Raw genomic sequence first — 20,259 nt, 5'->3', positions numbered from 1 at the left:
GCACGCGACCTCAGCAGGCCTTGGACGCGCGGTAGGTGTTGCGTCCCGCCGCCACGAACAGCGCGTCGAGGACTCGGGCCTTGCCCGGCGCCACGGAGTAGCAGCTGCCGTCGAAGTCGGCGATGATGTCGGCCTTGCGCTCGACCGTGCTCGACCCGCAGTTGCGGAAGACGAGAGCGCGCTGGCGCAGGACGCCCTCGGGTCCGAGGGTGGCGCCGGTGGCCACCTCCTGGGCTCCGCACGCGTAGTTCCCGGCGCTCACGTACTGTCCGTTCGCGACCTCGGCCGCGGAGGCGGGCGTCGCGACAGCGACGACGCCGACGGAGGCGATGGCGCCCGTGAGGGCGAGGGTGGCAAGAGTTCGTCGAAGAGTCATGGTCGTTTCTCCTTCTGCTTCTCGGTCCCTTCACGCTGGCACCGGTCCGCCGACGAGCGCGAGGAACCTGGGAGCCTTCACACCGGGGGGCCAGACCGGTGCGGGGAAGTGCTCCCGAACGGGGCGAAAGGGTCGGAACCGGCGGGGCGGACGATCAGGAACGGGCCTCTCCTTCGCCTCCTGAGCGCCTCGATCCGCCGCCGATGCGGTCGCCGAGCCGCCGACCGTTCCGTCCGTGCGGCGTCGTCCCTCCGCCGTCCCGCGACTGGCGCGCATCGACGGGTCGTCCGGCCGGTCCTCCGGCTAGCGTTGCAGGCACACCCCCCGCCGACCCGGACCGCTCCGCCGACCTCGTCGGTTCGCGGTCCCTGCACGAGGAGCCCCCGTGTCCCCCGACGATTCAGCAGTACCCCCCTCTCGAACTCCCGGCCTCCGGCGGCGCGCCGTCATCGGCGGCGCCCTCACGGGTGCTCTCGCTCTGGGCGCGGCGACGCTCCCGGCCGCCTCCGCCTCCGCCTCCCCCGTGCCCGGCCTGCCCGGGGAGAGGACCCGCACGATCAACGTGAGGACGAAGAACCGCGGCGTGCTCTACGACGTCCTCACGGTCTCGATCGCGGGCGACCTCGCGCGGATCTTCGTGCCGCAGACGGTGAAGCCGCGGCAGGCCGCGGCGGTACCGGTGATCTGGTTCATCCACTCCGCGCAGGCCGACCACACCTCGCTGTCCAGCGTCTTCGCGTACCCGGCCGAGCTCGCCGTCGAGCGGGGCGCCATCGCGATCTGCCAGACGCTCGGCGGAACGATCTGGACCAACGACACCGCGCAGAAGCACCAGCGGAACGGCTACGCCTACCTCTCCGGCCAGTTCCCGATCGCCGCCAGCTACCTCTGGGCGATGTCGGCCGGCGGCGCGCTCGCCTGCGAGGACTACGGCGCGCGGGTCTTCCCCGGCATCAACGGCGTCTACCTGGTCAACGGCGTCTACGACCTCCGCGACACCCACGACCGCACGACGCGGGGCCGCTTCTCGATCGGCGGTGCCTTCGGCGGCAGCACCGCTCAGATCGACTCCCACAACCCGAAGCGGCTGCCCGCCTCCGCCTGGGCCGGCGCGAACATCCGCGCGGTGGTGTCCGACACGGCCCACCCGGACCCGAGCGTGCCGCCGGCACTGCACGGGCTCGCCCTCGTGAAGAAGGCGACGGCCACGGCCAGGGAGGCGACCGTCCGGACGCACGCGCTCGGCCACAACGCACCGTCGTGGGTGAACCAGGACGGCATCGACGCGATCTTCCGCTGGCACGCCGGGCTGGCCGCCGCGCCGGCGCCGTCGGCGACGCCGACCCCGACGAAGACCCCCGTCGTCCGCCCGTCCACCGCGGGCCGCTGGGACTTCGACCAGGCGGACGCCCCGTACGCGGGAGAGCCGGGGTCCCCGTTCCGATCCCGCTGAGCGGTCCGGACGCGACGGCGTCCCTCGGGATGCGCTGACCGTCACGGGCCCGCGGCGGGAGCGCTCGGCCGCAGTGAGACCGGGCCTACGTCCCCTCCGCGGAGCTCCGCGGCGCCCTCTTCCGGACAGGGCCGCTAGAGGACATTGTCAGCGGCGGGACGGCCGTGCCACGGTTCGAGGACGGCCGATGAGGGCCGTCCCGATCGAAGGCAGCACATGCGCTCCAGCACCGTCCCTCGTCCGCCCGCCGTCCAGGACGGCACGTCGCAGCCGCGGGATCCAGGAGCGGCGCGGCGGCTCCGGCGGGGTCTGCTCGGGTTGACCGCGGCCGTCGCGCTCCTCGTCGGCACCGCCGTTCCTCTCGCGGCGGTCGCCGCTCCGTCCGCCCCTGTCCTCGGGGTGGCGGCCTGGGGAAGCGGCACCGACGGGAAGACCACGGTCCCGGCCGGGGTCGAGGGCGTCCTCTCCCTCGCCGCGGGCCGGACCCACAGCCTCGCCGCGAAAGGCGACGGCGGGGTCGTCGCCTGGGGCCGCGGGTCGTACGGGCAGACCAGCGTCCCCGACGGTCTCACGGGGGTCGTCGCGGTCTCCGCCGGCGACTACAGCAGCCATGCGCTGAAGAGCGACGGGACCGTCGTCTCCTGGGGCTACGACGGCGACGGGCAGGTGTCGAGGAGTGCCGCGCTGACCGGGATCGTCGCGATCTCGTCCTCCCGCGACAACAGCCTCGCGCTCGGCAACGACGGCACCGTCACGTCGTGGGGCAGCAACGGGCTGGGCGAGGGCCTGGTCCCGGCCGGCCTCGGAGGCGTCACGGCCATCGCCGCGGGCCAGCGCCACAGCCTCGCCGTGTCCGGCGGGAGGGTGGTCGCCTGGGGCTGGGACCTCTACGGGCAGACCGACGTCCCCGCGGGGCTCGAGGGCGTGGTGGCCGTCGCGGCGGGAGAGACCCACAGCCTCGCGCTGAAGGAGGACGGCACCGTCGTCGCCTGGGGCGCGAGCTCCGACTCGGTCGTCGTCGACTACGGCCAGACCACGGTGCCGGAAGGCCTGTCCGGGGTCGTGGCGATCGCCGCCGCGTCCGACTACAGCCTCGCGCTGAAGGGCGACGGCACGATCGTCGGCTGGGGCCGGAGCTCGGCCGGGCAGCTGCAGTCACCCGCCGGCCTCGCCGGCACGACGGCTCTCGCAGCCGGACCCGATCACGTGCTCGCCCGGGGCCCGCGTCCGGTCCTGACGGCGGATGCTCCTCCCGCGTCCGGGCCGCTCGGAGCGGCCGCCTCGTACACCTTCGCGGCCGACCGCCCCGCCTCGTTCGCGATCGCCTCCGGCTCACTCCCCGACGGCCTGACCCTCAGCGCGTCCGGGCTCCTCTCCGGCACGCCGACGACCGCGGGCACGTCCACCTTCGCCGTCTCCGCGCGGAACCCCTTCGGCGCTACCGTCGGGGCCCCGCACACGTTCGCCGTGGCGGAGACGACGGTCGCGCCGACCCTGGCCGGCGACCCGCCCGCCGCGACGGTGGGCACCCCGTACGACTTCGACTACAGCGTGACGGGCACACCGGCGCCGACGGTCTCGCTCGTCTCCGGAACGCTCCCCGCCGGCCTGAGCCTCGATGATCGTGGCGGCCTGACCGGGACGCCGACCGCCGACGGACGCTCCACCTTCACCCTGCGGGCCTCGAACGCTGCGGGGAGCGCGGAGACCACCAGCACCGTCGTCGTCTCCCCCGCCGCCGCTGCACCGGCGATCTCCGGCACCCCCGGGCCGGGCGTCGTCGGCACCCCCTACGACTTCGGCTACACCGTCTCCGGCTTCCCCGCGCCGTCGGTGGCCGTCTCCTCAGGTGCGCTCCCGTCCGGCCTCACCCTGACTCCGGCCGGGCGCCTGACCGGGACTCCGTCCGCGCCGGGCACCTTCACGTTCACGCTGGCGGCCCGCGCCGGCACCGCCTCCGCGGAGACCACCAGCACCGTCACCGTCTCGTCGCCGACGGTCGCGCCGACCCTCTCCGGGACGGTCGCGGCCGGCGTCGTCGGCTCGGCCTACGACTTCCGCTACGCGGTGAGCGGCACGCCCGCTCCGTCGGTCTCCCTGGTCTCCGGCGCACTGCCCGCCGGACTCACCCTCGACGCGACCGGGCGCCTCTCCGGGACGCCGACCACGGCCGGGACCACCACCTTCAGCATCCAGGCCGCGAACTCGGCGGGCACGGCTCGGGCGACGAGCACGCTGACGGTCTCGCCGAAGCAGGTCGCGACGAAGGCCGATCTTCGCGTCGACCTCTCGGGGCCGGCCTCGGCGGTGAAGGGGAGGACGCTCACCTACACCCTCATCACGACGAACGCCGGTCCGGCCGCCTCGGCGTCGGTCGTCTCGCAGGTCGTCCTGCCCGCGAGCGTGCAGTTCGTCTCGGCGACCGGCTCGTACACCAGGGTCGGGAACGTCGTGGTGTTCCAGCGGGCCGGCCTGGCGGACGGGCGGACCGTGTCGGAGAAGATCACGGTGAGGGCGGCCGTCTCGGGCACGGCGACCGCGCTGGCGGCGGCGTTCTCGACGAAGACGCCCGACCCGTCCATCCGCAGCAACGCGGACACGGCGAGCACGACGATCCGCTGACCGCGGGAGCGTGACGGCGGGCGGTCCCTCGAGGGCCGCCCGCCGTTCTCGGTGCGGGAGCGTCGAGGTCCGCCGCGTCCGCGCCTCGTCTTCGACCGCTAGCCGGCCCGAGGACGGTAGAAGCGCACGACCGGGAGGGCAGCCGTCGGAGCCTCGCGCACGACGATCTCGAGGCGCTGGACCAGGGCCGGGACGGTCGGCGTGGTCTCGAGCAGGCACTCGAGCTCTCCGTCGCGGCCCGGCAGGAGGAAGGCCGCCTGCGCCGCGGAGGCGCTCCAGAGCAGCCGCTCCACCAGCGGCCTCGCGGTCGGGTCCTCGGCGAGCCCGCCGATCTCCGCGATCGCCGTGGCGAGGCGGCGGGCGCGCACGTCGGCCGGCACATCGCTCAGCAGGTTGGGGCTGAACAGGGCGCCGCTGCCCGGCTCCCCCGCCCGGGTGAGGTCTCCCGCGACGATCGCGGCCTCGACGGCGGCGGCCGCGGCGAGCGTCGACGGGAGGAGGGTGATGGTCCGCGCCGGCGGAGCGGTGTCCTCGAGGGCGGCGCGGAGGAGTCCCGTCGCGGCGGCGGCGAGCTTCGCCCCGTTCGCGGTCGCGAAGACCACGGCCCCCAGGCCCGACTCCAGATGCCAGCGCATGTTCGACGACCAGCCCGGCAGGCCGCCGGAGTGGTGGGCGATCCCGCCGAAGCGGACGTCGTGCTCGACGACGAGGCCGAACCCGTACGCGGAGCCGTCGAGCGTGCTCTCGACGGCGCGAGGGCTCAGCGCGGGGACCGGCGTCCAGCCGCGCTGCATCTCGCGGCGGGAGGCGCGGCTCAGCACCGGGTCGTCGTCCGCGCCGTCCTCGCCCTCGAACGCGGAGGAGAGCCAGCCGCTCCAGCGGGCGATGTCGCCGACCGTGCTGAACATGCTCGCGGCGCAGGCGCCCGCTCCGGTGCCGGTGACGGGGCGGGGCACCCAGGTCGCTCCGTCGTCGAAGGTGCTGAAGCCGGCCGCGAGGTCGGTGCCGTCGGGGTAGTCGCCGCTGTCGTAGCGGGTGTCGTGGAGGCCGAGCGGCTCGAGGATCGTCCGCGTCGCGAAGGACGGGAAGTCCTCCCCGGTCACGTTCTCGACGAGCACGCCGAGCAGCCAGAAGCCGATGTTGGAGTACTGGTAGACCTCACCCGGCCGCTCCGTGAAGGTCAGCCCGCGGCTGACGACCTCGAGGAACTCCTCCCGCGTCAGAGCCATGACGTCGTCGGCCCAGCCGTTGTCCTCCGGGAGCCCCGAGCAGTTGCTGAGGAGCATCCTGACCGTCACGGGCAGCGGCCGGCCCGCGGAGTCGAGCGGGTCGGTGAACTCCGGCACGTGGTCGGCGACGCGGTCGTCGAGGCGGAGCAGCCCGCGGTCGCGCAGGATCAGCACCGCCGCCGCCTCGAAGCTCTTCGACATGGAGGCGATGCGGTGCACGGTCCCGGGCCCGGGAGCGGCGCCGTCGAGGCGGTGCTCGCCGCGGCCGTGGTGGACGAGCAGCCCGGTGCGGTCGAACAGGGCCCAGCTCACCGAGGGGGCCGGCGGCGCCTCCCCGTCGAACCACCGGGCCAGCCGGTCCTGGAGCGGCGGGGAGAGGAGCGTCGGCGGAGGGAGCGTCATGCCCTCATCCTCCCGCACGCGGCACAGGCCGCCGCGGTCCTGCGGGTCACCGCGGGAGGACGCCGTCGGGGCTCAGCCAGTCCGGGCGGCTCCCCTCGACCGCGTCCAGGACGTCCTCCTGCGGGCCGGTCGCCGGTCTCCGCGGCGACGATGATCCGGTCGTCGACGGGAGCGGAGGGGCCCGCCGTGCATCCGGCGAGCATCCCGATCAGCAGCACTCCCCCGGCGACGCGCGCCCGTCCGCTCACCGTCGAGCGTCGCGGCGACGGCCGCTCCGGCGGGCTGACGGGTCCGGGCGAGAGCCCGGAGCGACCGCCGTCACCTGCGAGCCGGACGAGGAACTTCTCAGGTCCTCTTGCGTGTCGCAGGCGCGGAACCTAGTTTTGTCGAACCGGTTCGAAGCACTGTTGCTCCGACCCCGGACCGACGCCCGCCGTCGTCCGGCCGGCTGTCCCCACAGAAAGTGACCAGCGTGACAACGATGTCCTCCCCGAGGCGCGGCACCCGCTCCCTCGCCCTCGCGCTGAGTGCCGCGACACTCGCCGCCCTCGCCGTCGCTCTCCCGAGCGCCGAGTCCGCCTCCGCGGCCGACACCTCCGTCCCCGCCGACGCGCTCATCCTCCAGTACGACTTCGAGCAGGGGCAGGTGTCCGGATCCACGGTCGCCGACCTCTCGTCGAAGAAGCTCGACGGCACCGTCGTCAACAGCGCGAGAGCGACGTACGTCGCGGGTCGGAAGGCCGGTACGACCGCGATCGACCTTCCCGGGGGCGCGGCGGACTCGACCTCCGCGCCGTACCTGACCGTGCCGAACGGGCTCTTCCAGGGCGTGACGCAGACCACCGTCTCCGCCTGGACGAAGTGGTCCGGCACCGGAGGCTTCCAGTGGCTGTGGTGCCTGGGCATCAGCCCCGACGCCGCGTCGGCCTTCGCTCCGTCGTTCGACGGCGGCAGCGCCCGCGCGATCATCAAGCAGCTGAAGGACGGCGGTGAGACCGGGGTCTCCAGCTCCTCGCCGCTGCAGAAGGACCAGTGGGTCAACGTCACCGCGACGATGGACGGCACGACCGTGACCCTGTACCTCAACGGTCTGCAGGTCGCGACGGCTCCCGCCTCCGTCGATCTCGCGAAGCAGCTCTACTCCGCCTCCGCCTCCAAGAGCGGCAACATCGGCCGGGCGCTCTGGAACGTGCACCCCTACTTCGACGGAGCGATCGACGACTTCCGCGTCTACAACCGGGCTCTGACCGCCGCTCAGGTCCGGGGTCTGGCGGGCGACGCCGCGCCGGCCGTCACCGGCGTTCTCTCGACGAGCGTCGCGGTCACCACCGGCATCGGCGTCGCGCCGGCCCTGCCGGGGGTCCCCGCCACCTACTCCGACGGCGTGAACCGCGACGCCCCGGTCACCTGGGAGAGCGTCCCCGCCTCCGCGTACGCGAAGCGCGGCACCTTCACCGTGAAGGGCACCGTCACCGGCCTCGGCACCGCGGTCACGGCGACCGTCACGGTGCGCGCACTCGACGAGATGACCATCGACCTCGGCACGAGCACCGGGGAGTTCATGGGCGGCGCGTCCGGCACCCTCTACGGGGTCTACGGCGAGGGCCTCCCCTCCGACAACCTCCTCGAGGGGATCGACCTGCGCACGGTCTCGACCAAGGCGCAGGACGGGCCGCAGCATCCGGGCGCGGACGCGTTGAGCGTCGCGAAGGCCGTCGCCGACACCTCGGACGGCGACACCTACATCTACATGACGGACATCTACCGCGGCTTCCCCTACGAGTGGCCGGGCAGCACTCCCCAGGAGAAGCTGGCCGACTACCAGGCGAAGATCGCCACGCAGGTCGACCAGGTGCTCGCGCTCCCCGAGGAGTACCAGGACAACATCGTGTTCGTGCCGTTCAACGAGCCCGAGGGCAACATGTTCGGCAACGGGAAGTGGAGCTACGACGGGAAGAGCTGGCTGGAGGACCCGACCGCGTTCTTCGCGGCCTGGGACAGCACCTACGCGCTGATCCGCGACAGGATGCCCGACGCCCGCATCGCCGGACCGAACACCAGCGTCCTCTACGACCAGGTCCGCGGGTTCATGACCCACACGCTCGAGCAGGACACCGTCCCCGACGTGATGACCTGGCACGAGCTGAGCGCCCCGGGTGAGATCCGCACCAACGTCGACCGCTTCCGGGCCTGGGAGGACGAGCTGTACGCGGGCACGTCCTACGCCGGGAAGCACCTGCCGGTGAACCTCAACGAGTACGCCTTCAACTACCACACCTCCGTGCCCGGCCAGATGGTCCAGTGGATCAGCGCGCTCGAGGACAAGAAGGTCGACGGCGACATCGCCTACTGGAACATCGACGGCAACCTCTCCGACTCCGCGGTGCAGGCCAACCGCGCCAACGGCCAGTGGTGGCTCCTCAACGCCTACGCCTCGATGACCGGCGACACCGTCGCGGTCACGCCGCCCAAGCCCGGCCAGAGCTACACCCTCCAGGGCGTCGCGACCCTCGACACCGCGGCCAAGCAGGCGAGAGCCCTCTTCGGAGGCGTCGGCGGCTCGCAGAAGGTCGCGTTCGAGCGCATCCCGGCCGCCACCTTCGGCTCGAAGGTCCACGTGGAGGTCAGCGAGATCCGCTGGACCGGCCAGGTCGGCGACTCGGGAGCCCCGCAGACGGTCAAGGAGTTCGACGCGTCCGTCGTGGACGGCGCCCTCTCGCTGGACTTCGGCGGATCCCTCCCCGCGCTCGACGTCGACTCCGCCTACGAGGTCGTCCTGACCCCGGGCGCCAACGCGTCGTCGCCGTCCGCCTCGCCCGTCGACTTCCGCCAGAAGTACGAGGCCGAGGACGCCCGCTACACCGGATCGCGGAACCTCAACGGACCCGAGGGCTCGCCGACCAACGTCGGCGGCTTCTACACCTCGGGCGGACGCAACGTGGGCGGGATCCGCACCGGCGGTGACCTGAAGCTCAACTTCGCGGTCACCGTCCCGAAGGACGGCGAGTACGACCTCAGCGTCTTCGCCAACTCCCTCAACACCTACGCCGCCAACGCCCAGCAGGGTCCGATCAACGCGTTCCTGAGCGTCGACGGCGCTGCGGAGCAGGAGATCCTCCTTCCGCTGGCCTACAAGTTCGTGGTCTGGGACCACGCGGACACGAAGGTGAAGCTGACCGCCGGCACCCACACGATCTCGCTCGCCGCGAAGAACCTCGCCGGCACGAAGTCGACCGTGGGCGACGCGATCGTCGACAAGATCGAGCTCTCCCTCCCCAGCGCGGCCGTCGCGACCTCGATCCACGAGGCCGAGACCGGCACGCTCGACAACGGAGCGACGGCCGACTACTCCCGCGCCGGCGTCTCCGGCTCGGGCACGGCGAAGCTCACCAGCGGCGCCTCCACCACCGTCTGGGGCTACTCCGCGAAGGACGCGCCGTCTTCCGTGACAGTGGACACCCTGGGCGGCGGCACCGGCGACCTCTACGTGAACGATGTGAAGGTCGGGCCGGTGGGCGCGAGCTCGACCCGTCAGGTCTTCCTCTCGGGCGGCGTGAACAAGATCGAAGTCGTCGGCACGAGCGGCACGCTCCTCGTCGATCGGATCGTCATCGGAGCGAGCGCGAACCCGCCCGCGACGACGAGCTATGAGGCGGAGGCGGCCACGATCACCGGCCCCGCCACGGTCCGCGATCTGTCCTTCGCGTCGGGCGGCAAGGCCGTCGGGAACATCGGGGGCGGACGCGACGGCGACTCGACCCTGACCTTCGGCGACGTGAAGGCCGAGCAGGACGGGACGTACGCGCTCACGCTGCGCTACTCCAACGAGGAGCAGTCCCCCGCGACGCACTACAACCCCGACCCGCTCGCCCGCCACGCGGACATCACGGTCAACGGAGTGACGCAGCGCGTGCTCTTCCCGCACACGTTCCACCAGAACCAGCTGTGGGACCTGAGCGTGCCGGTCACGCTCAGGAAGGGCTCGAACACCATCGCGATCACCTCGAAGGAGCTCCCGGGCTTCGACGGGACGACCTACCTCTCCGACACCTTCCCCGGCGTCCTGCTCACCTCGCAGTACGCGCCCAACATCGACAGGATCTCGGTCACGCCCTTCGTCGGGCGGACCACGGGCCTGACGGTGAGCGGCACGGCGGCCTCGCGCTGCACCGCGGGGAAGGTCACGATCACGGGGACGGCGACCAACACCAGCGCGGTCGCCGCTGACGTCACGATCGGCTCGGCCTGGGGCACGAAGACCTTCACCGGGGTCGCTCCCGGCAAGACGGTCTCAGCCGCCTTCAGCACCCGCGCTGCGAGCGTCGGAGCCGGCGCTCTCGACGTGCGGATCGCGGGGACGGTCGACGGCGCTGCGGCGAGCGGATCCACGGCACCGGCCTACGGTGCGGCGCGCTGCGGCTGATCCGTCCAGAACGCCCTGACGCGGCCGGGCACCTCGTGCGCCCGGCCGCGTCGGCGTGTCGTCGGGACCGGAGGTTCCCCGACGGGGACGAGCGCGCCGTGGACGAGCAGAGCGCCGGAGCCGCAGCGTCCGATCCTCGCTCCGGGGACGCGGCGCCCGAGTTGCGTGCGCCGCGCCGCACTGCCACTCTCGACACGGTTCGAGCGGGGGTGGAGATGGCCACGATCGGAGACGTCGCGAAAGCGGCAGGGGTCTCTCGCAGCACGGTGTCGTACGTCCTCTCCGGCAAGCGCAGCATCTCCCCCGAGACGCGCAAGCGCATCGAGGACGCGATCGCCGAGCTCGACTTCACGGTCAACGCCGGAGCACGGGCGCTCGCGACGCGCCGCACCATGGCGCTGGGCCTGCTCGTCCACTTCGACCCGGACGAGTTCGCGCCCGCGATGGTCGAGTACGTCCTCCCCATCACGGCCCGCGCCCGCGAGCTCGGCTACGACGTGCTGCTGGCCACCGAGGCCGACGGGGCGGCTGCCGTCCGCCGGCTCACGCGCTCCGGTCAGGTCGATGGACTGATCCTCCTGAGCGTGGCGGACGACGACGACCGGCTGCCCGTCCTGCGCGCCTCGCGGCGGCCCGGTGCCGCCCTCGGCGTGCCCGCGGACGCCTCCGGGGTGGACGTCTTCGACCTCGACTTCGGCGACGCGGCCCGCCTGCTGATCGAGCACCTGGGCGCCCTCGGGCATCGGAGCATCGGTCTCGTCACCCCTCCTGAGCGTGTCTTCGACCGCGGAGGGACCTACGGGCTCCGGTTCCGCGAGTCGGCTCTCGAGACCGCCGGTCGGCTCGGGATCGAGCTGGTGCTGCGCCCTGCCGCCACCGCCGCCGACGCCGTCGAGCCGATGGTCACGGCGTTCCTCGACGACAACCCCGGTGTCACCGCGCTGGTCGTCCACAGCGACCGGACCATCGCGATGCTTCCCGCGATCCTGGGCCGACGCGTTGTCGCCGTGCCCGGGCAGCTGTCCGTCGTGAGCCTGTACTCGGCCGAGTTCGCCCGCGACTTCTCGCTCCCCTACAGCTATGTCGAGACAGGAGCCGCCGAGCTCGGCGCGCACTTGGTCGACACGCTCGTCGAGCGGATCGAGCAGCCGTCCCGCGGCGAGGAGCCGTCGATCCGCCTCCTGCCCGCGCGTCTCGTCGACCGCGGGAGCGCCCGCGCGGTCTGAGGACCGCTCCGGAGCCCCCGAGGCCCGGTCAGAAGCGCGAGGCGACCTCGTAGAGGACCTCGTCGTCGCCCGCGTAGACGCCGTCGCGCCGCGGCCAGTGCGCGATCACGTCCGTGAAGCCGAGCTCCTCCGCCCGGCCGGCCATGTCCTCGAACCGGGCGACGCTCTCGAGGGAGTAGTCGCTCCCGGAGTCGAGCGAGAGGTGGCGCTCGACGGTGCGCGGGTCGCGCCCGGCCGCCTCGAGCGCCGCGTCGAGCCGCCGGGAGAGGGACGCGACCGCCCGCCACCACTCCTCGCTCGACACTCCCTCCGGGCCGGTGGTGACCCAGCCCTGCCCGCGATCGGCGACGAGCGCGAGGCCCTTCGGCCCGTTCGCGGCGAGGACGAACGGGACGCGGGGGCTCTGCACGGGCTCGCCCACCATGCGCGCCGAGCGGGCGGTGAACCACTCCCCCTCGAGGTCCACTCCGCCCGAGCCGGGCTCCTCGAAGCGCAGCAGCGCGTCGAGGGCTGTGACGAACTCGGTGAAGCGCTCGTGCCGCTGCCGGGGCGAGTAGTCGGGCTGCCCGAGCACGCGCGCGTCGAAGCCCGTGCCGCCCGAGCCGACCCCGAGGATGGTCCGACCGCCCGAGATCTCGTCCAGCGTCGCGATCTCCTTCGCGAACGGCACCGGGTGGCGGAAGTTCGGGGAGGCCACGAACGTGCCCAGGCGGAGCGTCTCGGTCACCATCGCGGCAGCGGTGAGGGTGGGGACGGTCGCGTGCCACGGCTGGTCGGCGAGGGAGCGCCAGGAGAGGTGGTCGTAGGTCCACGCGTGGTCGAAGCCCAGGCCCTCGGCCGACTGCCACTTCCGGCGGGCCTCGGCCCACGGGTCCTGCGGGAGGATGACGATGCCGTGTCGCATCGTCCGAGTGTACGAGCGCCGTCGGGTCAGAGCGCGGCGGGCGGCACCGGGGGCGGATCGGGCACCTCGTCCACGACCGAGCGCGGGACCATCAGGGTCGGCATCCGCACGCGCAGGCGCAGCGGTTCCCGCTCCGACGCGCCGAGCAGCTCGCGGGCGGCGCTCCGCACCTGCCGGGCGAGCGCCGGGTGCACGGCCCCCGGATCCTCGAACGCGGAGACCAGCTCGCGCAGCACTCGGGTGGTGCTCCGCGGGTCGCCGTCCTGCCTGGGCATCGGATCGGCCCCTCACTCTCGGCACGGCCGTCAGGGTCCCGGCGGTGCAGCGGATGTCTCGCGCCGACGGTAGGGCCGGGGACGGCGCCGTGGCACTGAGGTTGACAAAGGGAGGACCCGGCGGATCGCGGTGCGCGGGGTGCGATCCGGGCGAGGGCGGTCCTGCTGGGGATCGACGGCCACCGCCGGGAGAACCCGCTTCCCACGATCGCGCCCGTCCGGTCGCGGCTGCTCTCGGGGCGTGATCACGACGACGGAGCGGGTGGACGACTGGGTCGAGGGCTGGTGCCGGGCACGCGGCGTGCAGCGCGTCCGCGAGGACGGGGTCTGGCTGGTCGATGTCGGAGCGGAGTCGCGCACGCGGGAGCGGATCCTGGTCGATCCGTCGCCCTCCGCGCTGCAGGCGGGCGCCGAGCGGGTGGCCGGGCCCCAGGAGTGGCTGACGGTCATCGGCCTGGGCGACGAGAGCCTGATGGCGGCGCTCCTCGGCCCGGGCCGCACCGCCGAGGGTGCCCTGCTCGCGGGAGCCGTGCTCGAGGCCGCCGACGGAGTGGCGAGCGTCCGGCTGCTGGTCGACGGAGTCGTCGCCGCTCAGGGCACCGCCGCCGTGCACGGGACGGTCGCGGTCCTGGACCGGATCGAGACCGATGCGCGGTTCCGCCGACGCGGGCTGGGACGGCGGGTCGTCGACGCCCTCATCGCCTTGGCCCGGTCCGAGGGGCATGGAGCGGTCTCCTCGTCGCCAGCACATCCGGCCGCGCCCTCTACCTCACCCTCGGCTGGGAGGTGGTCGCGCCGGTGCGCATCTGGCGCGGGGCCGCACTCCGAGATCCGGGACAGGGCTGCGCGGCCGCCGGGCGATGATCCCCCGCCGTACGGCGCTCCGGGAGCGCACGTCCGCCTGAGTACGGAATTCCGCGCAGCGGATCCAGGCGGCGGAGAACGGCGGAGCAGCCGTGAAGCGGCCGCCCGCCGATCTGTACTCAGCCGATAACACCACCCTCGAAAGAGGGACGCCCGCTATCGCTCGAACGGCCTTGTCCGAGAAGCGGATCATCCGCTTCTCGGACTCGTGTCACCGCCCTCGGGTCGTCACCCGAGAGCGCCCTTCTCGGCCGAGTAGAGCTGCTTCACCTGCTCCGCGGTCAGCGCCCGGTCCCACACCCGCAGTCGGGCGAGGGAGCCGGCGAAGCGGTTGATCATCGTGCCGTCCCGGCCGACCGCTCCGACCACGAAGTCGCCCGGAGCCGCGTTGAGGCCGTCGGGGTAGACGTAGGGGTTCTTGGCGTAGGTCGCGCCGAGCTTGTCGGTGTACACCGGGTACGCGGTGGCGGCGCCGTCGAGGTACGAGACCGCGACTGCGCCGTCGTACGTCCCGACGTGCAGCTGCCACACGCCGCGCGTGATCCGGCGGGGCTCCACCGAGTAGTCGCGCGAGTACGGGTAGCCGGGCGTCGGCCCGCCGAGCTTCGAGACGTGCATGCACACGCGCTCCCAGCCGCCGTACTCGGGGAGGTTGTTGAACAGCGCGTAGGAGCGCAGCGGCCCGACCGTCGACTCCTCCCAGACGCCCGCGATGCAGGCGCCGTCCGCGTCGGAGTTGAGCACCCACACCGCGATCGTCACCTGGCCGGTCGAGGCGCCCAGGTTGAGCGGGCCCACCTCGTCCTTGGGGACGACCAGGTGGTCCGTCGTCCCGTTGAGGGCGACTCCGGTGCCGAACGGCGTGGCGACGGCGCGGGCGGAGGAGCCCGCGCCCTGCCGGAGCGCCGGAGCGCCCGCGACGGCCGAGGCGAAGGGGGCGGCGCTCTCGGCGAAGGACCACTCCGCGATCGGCGTGGGCACGGTGACCGTGGGGACCGGAGCGGCGTCGCCGACCACGAACGCGTCGAGGATCAGGTTGGTGCCGCTCGAGGCCGGGTTGCGGCCGCTCCCGCGGCGGATGGTCACCGTGTGCGGCCCGGCCGCGAGCTGTCCGCTGCTCCAGACCGTCTGCTTCGACCGCGTCGCGGCGCTGTAGCGGTCGACGGACGCGACTTTGACTCCGTCGAGCTCGACCTCGTTGATGCCGGACGAGCCGGTGAGGCGGCTGATCCAGCTCACGCTGGTACCCGTGAAGGCGAGGGTGGCGGAGGCGCCCGCGGTGGTCGAGTAGGCGATGCTGCCGCCGCTGTCCGTGCTCGCCTTCAACGTCGACCAGGTGCCGGTCGTGACGATCGGGGCGGCGCCGTTCTCGTAGGTGCCCGCTCCGGGCAGCGTCGTCGCCGGCGGAGGCGTCGCGTCGCCGACCACGAAGGAGTCGAGCAGCAGGTTGGTCCCGGTCGAGGCCGGATTGCGGCCGCTCCCCCGGCGGATCGTCAGCGTGTGCGGCCCGGCGGCGAGCTGTCCGCTGCTCCACACCGTCTGCTTCGAGCGGGTGGACGCGCTGTAGCGGTCGACGGAGGCGACCTTCATACCGTCGAGCTCGACGTCGTTGATCCCGGAGGACGACGTGAGTCGGCTGATCCAGGCGATGCTCGTGCCGGTGAAGGCGAGCGTCGCGGAGGCGCCGGAGCTGGTCGAGTAGGCGATGCTCCCGCCGCTGTCCGCGGTGGCCTTCAGCGTCGTCCAGGTGCCGGTGGTGACGATCTGCGCGGCGCCGTTCTCGTAGGTGCCCGCGCCGGGCAGCGTGGACACGGGTGGCGTCTCGGGCTCGGGCTCCGTCTGCGGCACGGGGCCCTCGGTGATCCAGCGCTGGAAGGTGTCGAGCATCTCCTTGTTGGTGAAGCTCGGGACCTTGTGCCCGTCGGTGCCCTCCCCCGGGTGGGTGCGGACCGTCGCCTCCTTCGCCAGGGGCAGGGCCGCGGCGTGGAGGGCGGCGCCGTGCAGGGCGAACGGCACGACCTTGTCGTCGGGCGATCCGGTGATCCTCAGCCGCGCACCGCGCCACACCGACGCGGGCAGCCGCGCCGGGTTGGTGGCGGCGATGGCCGCGGCGTCGGCGTACTCGGGGCCGATCCGGTCCGGTTCGCTCGCCGCCCGCTCCTCCATGTCGTAGGAGCTGTTGCAGAGGTACGCGCCCCGGATGTTCGGCACCATCCGCTTCCCGTAGGCCCAGGTCAGAAGCGGCCCGCCCCCGGAGTCGGAGCGGAGGAGGCTCGCGTCGATCCGCCATACCGACGAGGCCCAGGCGGCGACAGCGGCCTGGATCTCGATCGCCCGCGGGCTCGACCAGATGCTGCCGCCGTAGGTCGGGCAGATGCTGACGATGCCGCGGTCCACGGCGAGGTCGGCCGAGTACGCGAAGGCGCTCGAGAGCGCCGTGTGGGTGCCGTTGCGGGCGTGGTAGTACCAGAGCATCGATGCGCCCCTGGTCTGCGACGGAGGCGTCGCGTGCGGCACGAACAGGCGCGCCCGGTCCCCCGCGACGACGACGTCGATGATCTCGTAGCGCTTCCCGCCCGTCTTCGACGTGGCGGTGGACAGGCGCGAGACCTCGCCGGGCAGTCGGGGCACCGCGGTGAGGTCGCCGGCCGCGAGGGCCGGCGTCGCGAAGGCGATCGCGCCCGCGCCGGCGACGGATCCGGCGAGGATCGTGCGGCGGGAGAGAGCGGAGAGGGCCTTGACGCCCGATCGGGAGCCGGTGCGGGAGGAGTCGGCGGAGTCGCCGACGGCAGTGTCCTGAGGAGTCACGGAAGAGAGAGCCTTTCCGATCGTCACCGTTCCGGGTACACCGATCGAAAGAGGAGGAGAAGGCGTTCAGTGAACGAGCGGCAGCGCTCGCGTTACTGATGCGGATCACCTTCTCCTCGAGAAGGAAAGGGAAGCCGGATCAGGCTAACAGAGGGGATGAGAAGGGGTTCAGTATTTCTACCCACCGTTTCATCGACCGGAGGAGAATGGGCGAGGAATCGCTTATCCGGCCGCTTATCGTCCCTTTTCCGGTCACACGACGCGTGCTGGACACCGCCGTCTGGCAGGATGCCCCCGTGTCGGAGACGGGTCGGCTGCAGCGGGGCGGCGCCCTCCCCGTGCTCCTCGTGTTCCTCCGCCTCGGGCTGACCTCGTTCGGCGGGCCGATCGCGCACCTCGGCTACTTCCGCGAGGAGTTCGTGGTGCGCCGCGGCTGGCTGACCGATCGCGCGTACGCCGACCTCGTCGCGCTGTGCCAGTTCCTCCCCGGACCCGCGTCCAGCCAGGTCGGGATGGCGGTCGGCCTGCAGCGCGCGGGACTCGCCGGACTGGTCGCCGCGTGGTGCGGATTCACGCTCCCCTCGGCGATCGCCCTGGTCCTCGTCGCCGGGCTCGTCGCCGGTGCGGGCGACGTCGCCTCCGCCGGCTGGCTCCTGGGCCTCCAGGCGGCGGCGGCCGCGGTCGTCGCGCAGGCCGTGCTCGGGATGGCGCGCTCGCTCGCACCGGACCGCCGCCGCGCGACGATCGCCGGCGCAGCGGCTGTCGCCGTCCTCCTCGCCCCGGAGCCCGCGCTGCAGGTGGCGGTGATCGCGGCTGCGGGCCTGGCCGGCGTTCTCTGGCTCCGCCGCGAGGAGGGGGCTCCGGACGACGGCCCGGGGTTCGCGGTCCGGATCCCGACGGCGCTCGCGGTCTCGGCCCTCGCCCTCTGGGGGCTCCTCCTGGTCGGCCTCCCCCTGCTCGCCGCGCTCACCGGCGAGGGAGCGGCGGGTCTCGCCTCCGTCTTCTACCGGTCGGGCGCTCTGGTGTTCGGGGGCGGCCACGTCGTGCTGCCTCTGCTGGAGGCGCAGACGGTCGGCGCCGGCACGGTCGGGCAGAGCGAGTTCCTGGCCGGATACGGGGCGGCGCAGGCGGTGCCCGGCCCGCTCTTCACCTTCTCCGCGTTCCTCGGCGCGGTGGGCGCGGGGACGCCGGACGGTGTCGCGGGGGCGGCGATCGCGCTGGTCGCGATCTTCCTGCCGGGCGCTCTGCTCGTGGTCGGCGTGCTCCCGTTCTGGCAGCGGCTGCGGCACCTGCCGGTCGCGCAGAGGGCGCTGGCCGGCGTGAACGCCGGCGTGGTGGGACTGCTCGGCGGCGCCCTCTACGATCCGGTGCTGACCGAGGGCATCGGCTCGACCGGCGCTCTGGCGCTCGCGATCGGCGCCTTCGTGGCGCTGACGCGCTGGACCGTGCCCCCGTGGATCGTCGTCCTCGCCGCCGCGGGCCTCGGCGCCCTGCTCCTCTGACTCCCTCCGGGGACGACGATCCGGACCAGCCCTGGCAGTCTGGACGCATGAGGGCTCGGGGGACGACAGCGGCAGTGGCGACGACGGCAGCGGCGGGGCTCCTGCTGCTGGGCGGGTGCACCGCCGGCGGCGGGGCCGAGGCGGGCGCCACGGCGTCCGCGCCCGCCTCGCGGACGCCGAGACCCGCCATCACCGACCTGATCACTCCGAGCCCGACCCCCTCCGCTCCGGCGACCGCCGAGCCGGTCGGAACCGTCGTCGACGCCGGGCCGGTCGGCGAGGGAGTCCCCGCCACCGTCTCGGGCACCGGCCCGGCCGACGTGTCGTTCCAGCGGCAGGGCGAGTTCGCGGTCGTCCTGAGCCTGGACTGCTCGGCCTGCACCGGCACGGCGATCGTCACCGCCGCGGGCCGGATGACGCCCTTCGGCGAGGCCGCCGCCCCGATGACGGGGTCGTTCCTGACCGGGATCTTCCGCGACGACCCCGTCGAGCAGCAGGTGATCGTCCGAGCCGACGGGCCGTGGACGCTCGGCCTGCAGAGCTGGAACGACCTCGCGACGGTGAGCGGTGCGCAGTCCGGCACCGGCCCGGCCGTCCTGTTCTTCTCCGACGACGTCCCGCGCGTGACGGTCGACTACACGCCCGCGGGTCCGGACGACTCGTTCTCCGGCCGCGTGTTCACGACCTCCGATCAGCCGCAGCTGTTCGGCGACTCCGTCGCCTTCTCCGAGGTGTTCGAGGCCGACCTGCCCGGCGTCATGGCCGTCCAGACCGAGGGGACCTGGACCGTGACGCCGACGCCCTGACCCGGGGTCGCGACGCGCCGTCCGCGGAGTCGGGGTACGGGCGCCCCTCGGCCCAGACCCGCTGCACGCGGAGCGACGCGTCGAGCAGGACGACGTCGGCGCGGTACCCGGGGGCCAGCAGGCCGAGGTCGCCACGGCCGAGCACGCGGGCGGGAACGGCGGTGAGGGCGGCGACGGACGCCTGCAGCCCGAGCCGGCCGGGCCCGACGGCCCGCCGCAGGGCCTCCTCCTGCGTGAGCGTGGATCCGGCGAGCACAGCGGTGCCCGCGAGCCGGGCGACTCCGCCGAGCACCTCGACGTCGAGCGGGCCGAGGCGGTGCACTCCGTCACCCGCCCCGGCCGCCGCCATCGCGTCGGTGACGAGCGCGATCCGCCCGGGAGCCGCCGCGAACGCGAGCCGCACCACCTCGACGTCCACGTGCCGGCCGTCGAGGATCAGCTCGAGCGCGACCTGCTCGTCCCCCAGGGCCACCGGGATCGGGCCCGGGGAGCGGTGGCCGATCCCGGGCATGGCGTTGAACGCGTGCGTGACCAGCCGGGCTCCGCGGTCGAACGCTGCCCGCGCCTGGTCGGCGTCCGCCTCGGTGTGGCCCACCGCGACCACCGTGCCGGCGCCGGCGAGCCGCTCCACCGCGGCGAGGGCTCCCGGCAGTTCGGGCGCGAGCGTGATCTGCGCGAGGCGTCCGCGGGCGGCGTCCAGCAGCCGGCTGACCGCGCCGGAGGAGGGGTGCACGAGAGCCGCGGGGTCGTGCGCTCCCCTGCGCGAGGGCGCGAGGAACGGGCCCTCCAGGTGCGCGCCGAGCACGAGCGGGTCGGCGGCCGCGAGAGCCGAGACCGCGTCCAGAGAGGCCTCCAGCTGCTCCAGCGGTGCCGACACCAGGCTGACCAGCGAGCGCGTGGTGCCGCGGGAGCGGTGCAGCGCGAGGCCCGCGCGGATCGCCTCCGCTCCTCCGTCGAAGCCGTGACCGCCCCCTCCGTGCACGTGGAGGTCGAGGAAGCCCGGGACAGCGGTGAGGCCCCGCGCGTCGTGCAGCTCCGCCCCCTCCGCCTGCGCCTGCCAGCCGGTGCCGGTGCCGGTCGCCGTGATCGCGCCGTCCCGCGCGCGGAGCCAGTGGTCCTCCACCGTCCCGGCCGCGTCGACCTTCCGTGCGCTGTGGATGATCAGCGCGGCGTGCGCCATGCGGTCCCCTCCTGGGTGTCGGTTCCGGATCGTCGGGGACTCCGCCCCTCCCGACGATGGCACAGCCCCTGCCGGTCGAGCCGGTCTGACACCGATCACTGCGCCACCCGAACGCATTCCGCGCCTCCGCGTCACGAACAGGGACCTCGCGCGTCTCCTGTGCATGCCTCCCCTGGACACCCGAACCCC

The 20,259-nt window shown here is 73.5% G+C and carries 13 protein-coding genes; 7 read left to right on the top strand and 6 right to left on the bottom strand.

Annotated elements, in window-relative coordinates; translation table 11 throughout:
• Window positions 1–10: 10 nt before the first annotated feature.
• Window positions 11–376: a hypothetical protein gene (locus C5C57_RS09785; protein WP_104222056.1), complete on the bottom strand. Its 366-nt coding sequence runs from the start codon at window positions 374–376 to the stop codon at window positions 11–13.
• Between the two features lie 385 nt (window positions 377–761).
• Between C5C57_RS09785 and C5C57_RS09780 the strand changes: the two genes are divergently transcribed.
• On the top strand, window positions 762–1,829 hold the full coding sequence (locus C5C57_RS09780; protein WP_104297561.1) for a hypothetical protein: 1,068 nt from the start codon (window positions 762–764) through the stop codon (window positions 1,827–1,829).
• 216 nt (window positions 1,830–2,045) lie between these two features.
• Window positions 2,046–4,451 carry a putative Ig domain-containing protein gene (locus C5C57_RS09775; RefSeq protein WP_104297560.1) on the top strand — a complete coding sequence of 802 codons (2,406 nt, stop codon included), beginning with the start codon at window positions 2,046–2,048 and terminating at the stop codon, window positions 4,449–4,451.
• 98 nt (window positions 4,452–4,549) lie between these two features.
• Here the strand turns inward: C5C57_RS09775 and C5C57_RS09770 are convergent, their stop codons facing one another.
• A complete protein-coding gene (locus C5C57_RS09770) occupies window positions 4,550–6,082 on the bottom strand; it encodes a serine hydrolase (protein ID WP_104297559.1) in 1,533 nt (510 codons plus the stop codon).
• Window positions 6,083–6,563: 481 nt separating this feature from the next.
• Between C5C57_RS09770 and C5C57_RS09765 the strand changes: the two genes are divergently transcribed.
• Entirely contained in the window at window positions 6,564–10,505 is a 3,942-nt protein-coding gene (locus C5C57_RS09765) for a LamG-like jellyroll fold domain-containing protein (protein ID WP_104297558.1), read from the top strand.
• A 215-nt stretch (window positions 10,506–10,720) separates the two neighbouring features.
• Complete coding sequence (locus C5C57_RS09760; RefSeq protein WP_104222146.1) at window positions 10,721–11,731, top strand: LacI family DNA-binding transcriptional regulator; 1,011 nt, start codon at window positions 10,721–10,723, stop codon at window positions 11,729–11,731.
• A 28-nt stretch (window positions 11,732–11,759) separates the two neighbouring features.
• Here C5C57_RS09760 and C5C57_RS09755 read toward each other — a convergent pair whose 3' ends face one another.
• A complete protein-coding gene (locus C5C57_RS09755; protein ID WP_104273073.1) occupies window positions 11,760–12,635 on the bottom strand; it encodes an LLM class flavin-dependent oxidoreductase in 876 nt (291 codons plus the stop codon).
• Between the two features lie 26 nt (window positions 12,636–12,661).
• A complete protein-coding gene (locus tag C5C57_RS09750; RefSeq protein ID WP_146076891.1) occupies window positions 12,662–12,910 on the bottom strand; it encodes a hypothetical protein in 249 nt (82 codons plus the stop codon).
• Window positions 12,911–13,151: 241 nt separating this feature from the next.
• On the opposite strand from C5C57_RS09750, the gene C5C57_RS09745 reads away from it, so the two are divergent.
• Window positions 13,152–13,904: a GNAT family N-acetyltransferase gene (locus C5C57_RS09745; protein ID WP_104297557.1), complete on the top strand. Its 753-nt coding sequence runs from the start codon at window positions 13,152–13,154 to the stop codon at window positions 13,902–13,904.
• A 98-nt stretch (window positions 13,905–14,002) separates the two neighbouring features.
• Here the strand turns inward: C5C57_RS09745 and C5C57_RS09740 are convergent, their stop codons facing one another.
• Window positions 14,003–16,582 (bottom strand): LamG-like jellyroll fold domain-containing protein, encoded by a 2,580-nt coding sequence (locus C5C57_RS09740; RefSeq protein WP_104297556.1) that lies wholly within the window; start codon window positions 16,580–16,582, stop codon window positions 14,003–14,005.
• Between the two features lie 296 nt (window positions 16,583–16,878).
• On the opposite strand from C5C57_RS09740, the gene chrA reads away from it, so the two are divergent.
• Complete coding sequence (chrA, locus tag C5C57_RS09735; RefSeq protein ID WP_258063222.1) at window positions 16,879–18,084, top strand: chromate efflux transporter; 1,206 nt, start codon at window positions 16,879–16,881, stop codon at window positions 18,082–18,084.
• 74 nt (window positions 18,085–18,158) lie between these two features.
• Complete coding sequence (locus C5C57_RS09730; RefSeq protein ID WP_104225243.1) at window positions 18,159–18,890, top strand: hypothetical protein; 732 nt, start codon at window positions 18,159–18,161, stop codon at window positions 18,888–18,890.
• Here the strand turns inward: C5C57_RS09730 and C5C57_RS09725 are convergent.
• Complete coding sequence (locus tag C5C57_RS09725) at window positions 18,841–20,070, bottom strand: N-acetylglucosamine-6-phosphate deacetylase (protein ID WP_104297555.1); 1,230 nt, start codon at window positions 20,068–20,070, stop codon at window positions 18,841–18,843. The genes C5C57_RS09730 and C5C57_RS09725 overlap by 50 nt on opposite strands.
• Window positions 20,071–20,259: the final 189 nt, after the last annotated feature.

The sequence above is a fragment of the Rathayibacter sp. AY1C5 genome (assembly GCF_002931705.1).
Classification (GTDB): domain Bacteria; phylum Actinomycetota; class Actinomycetes; order Actinomycetales; family Microbacteriaceae; genus Rathayibacter.
This window is presented reverse-complemented; position numbering and strand designations above follow the sequence as displayed.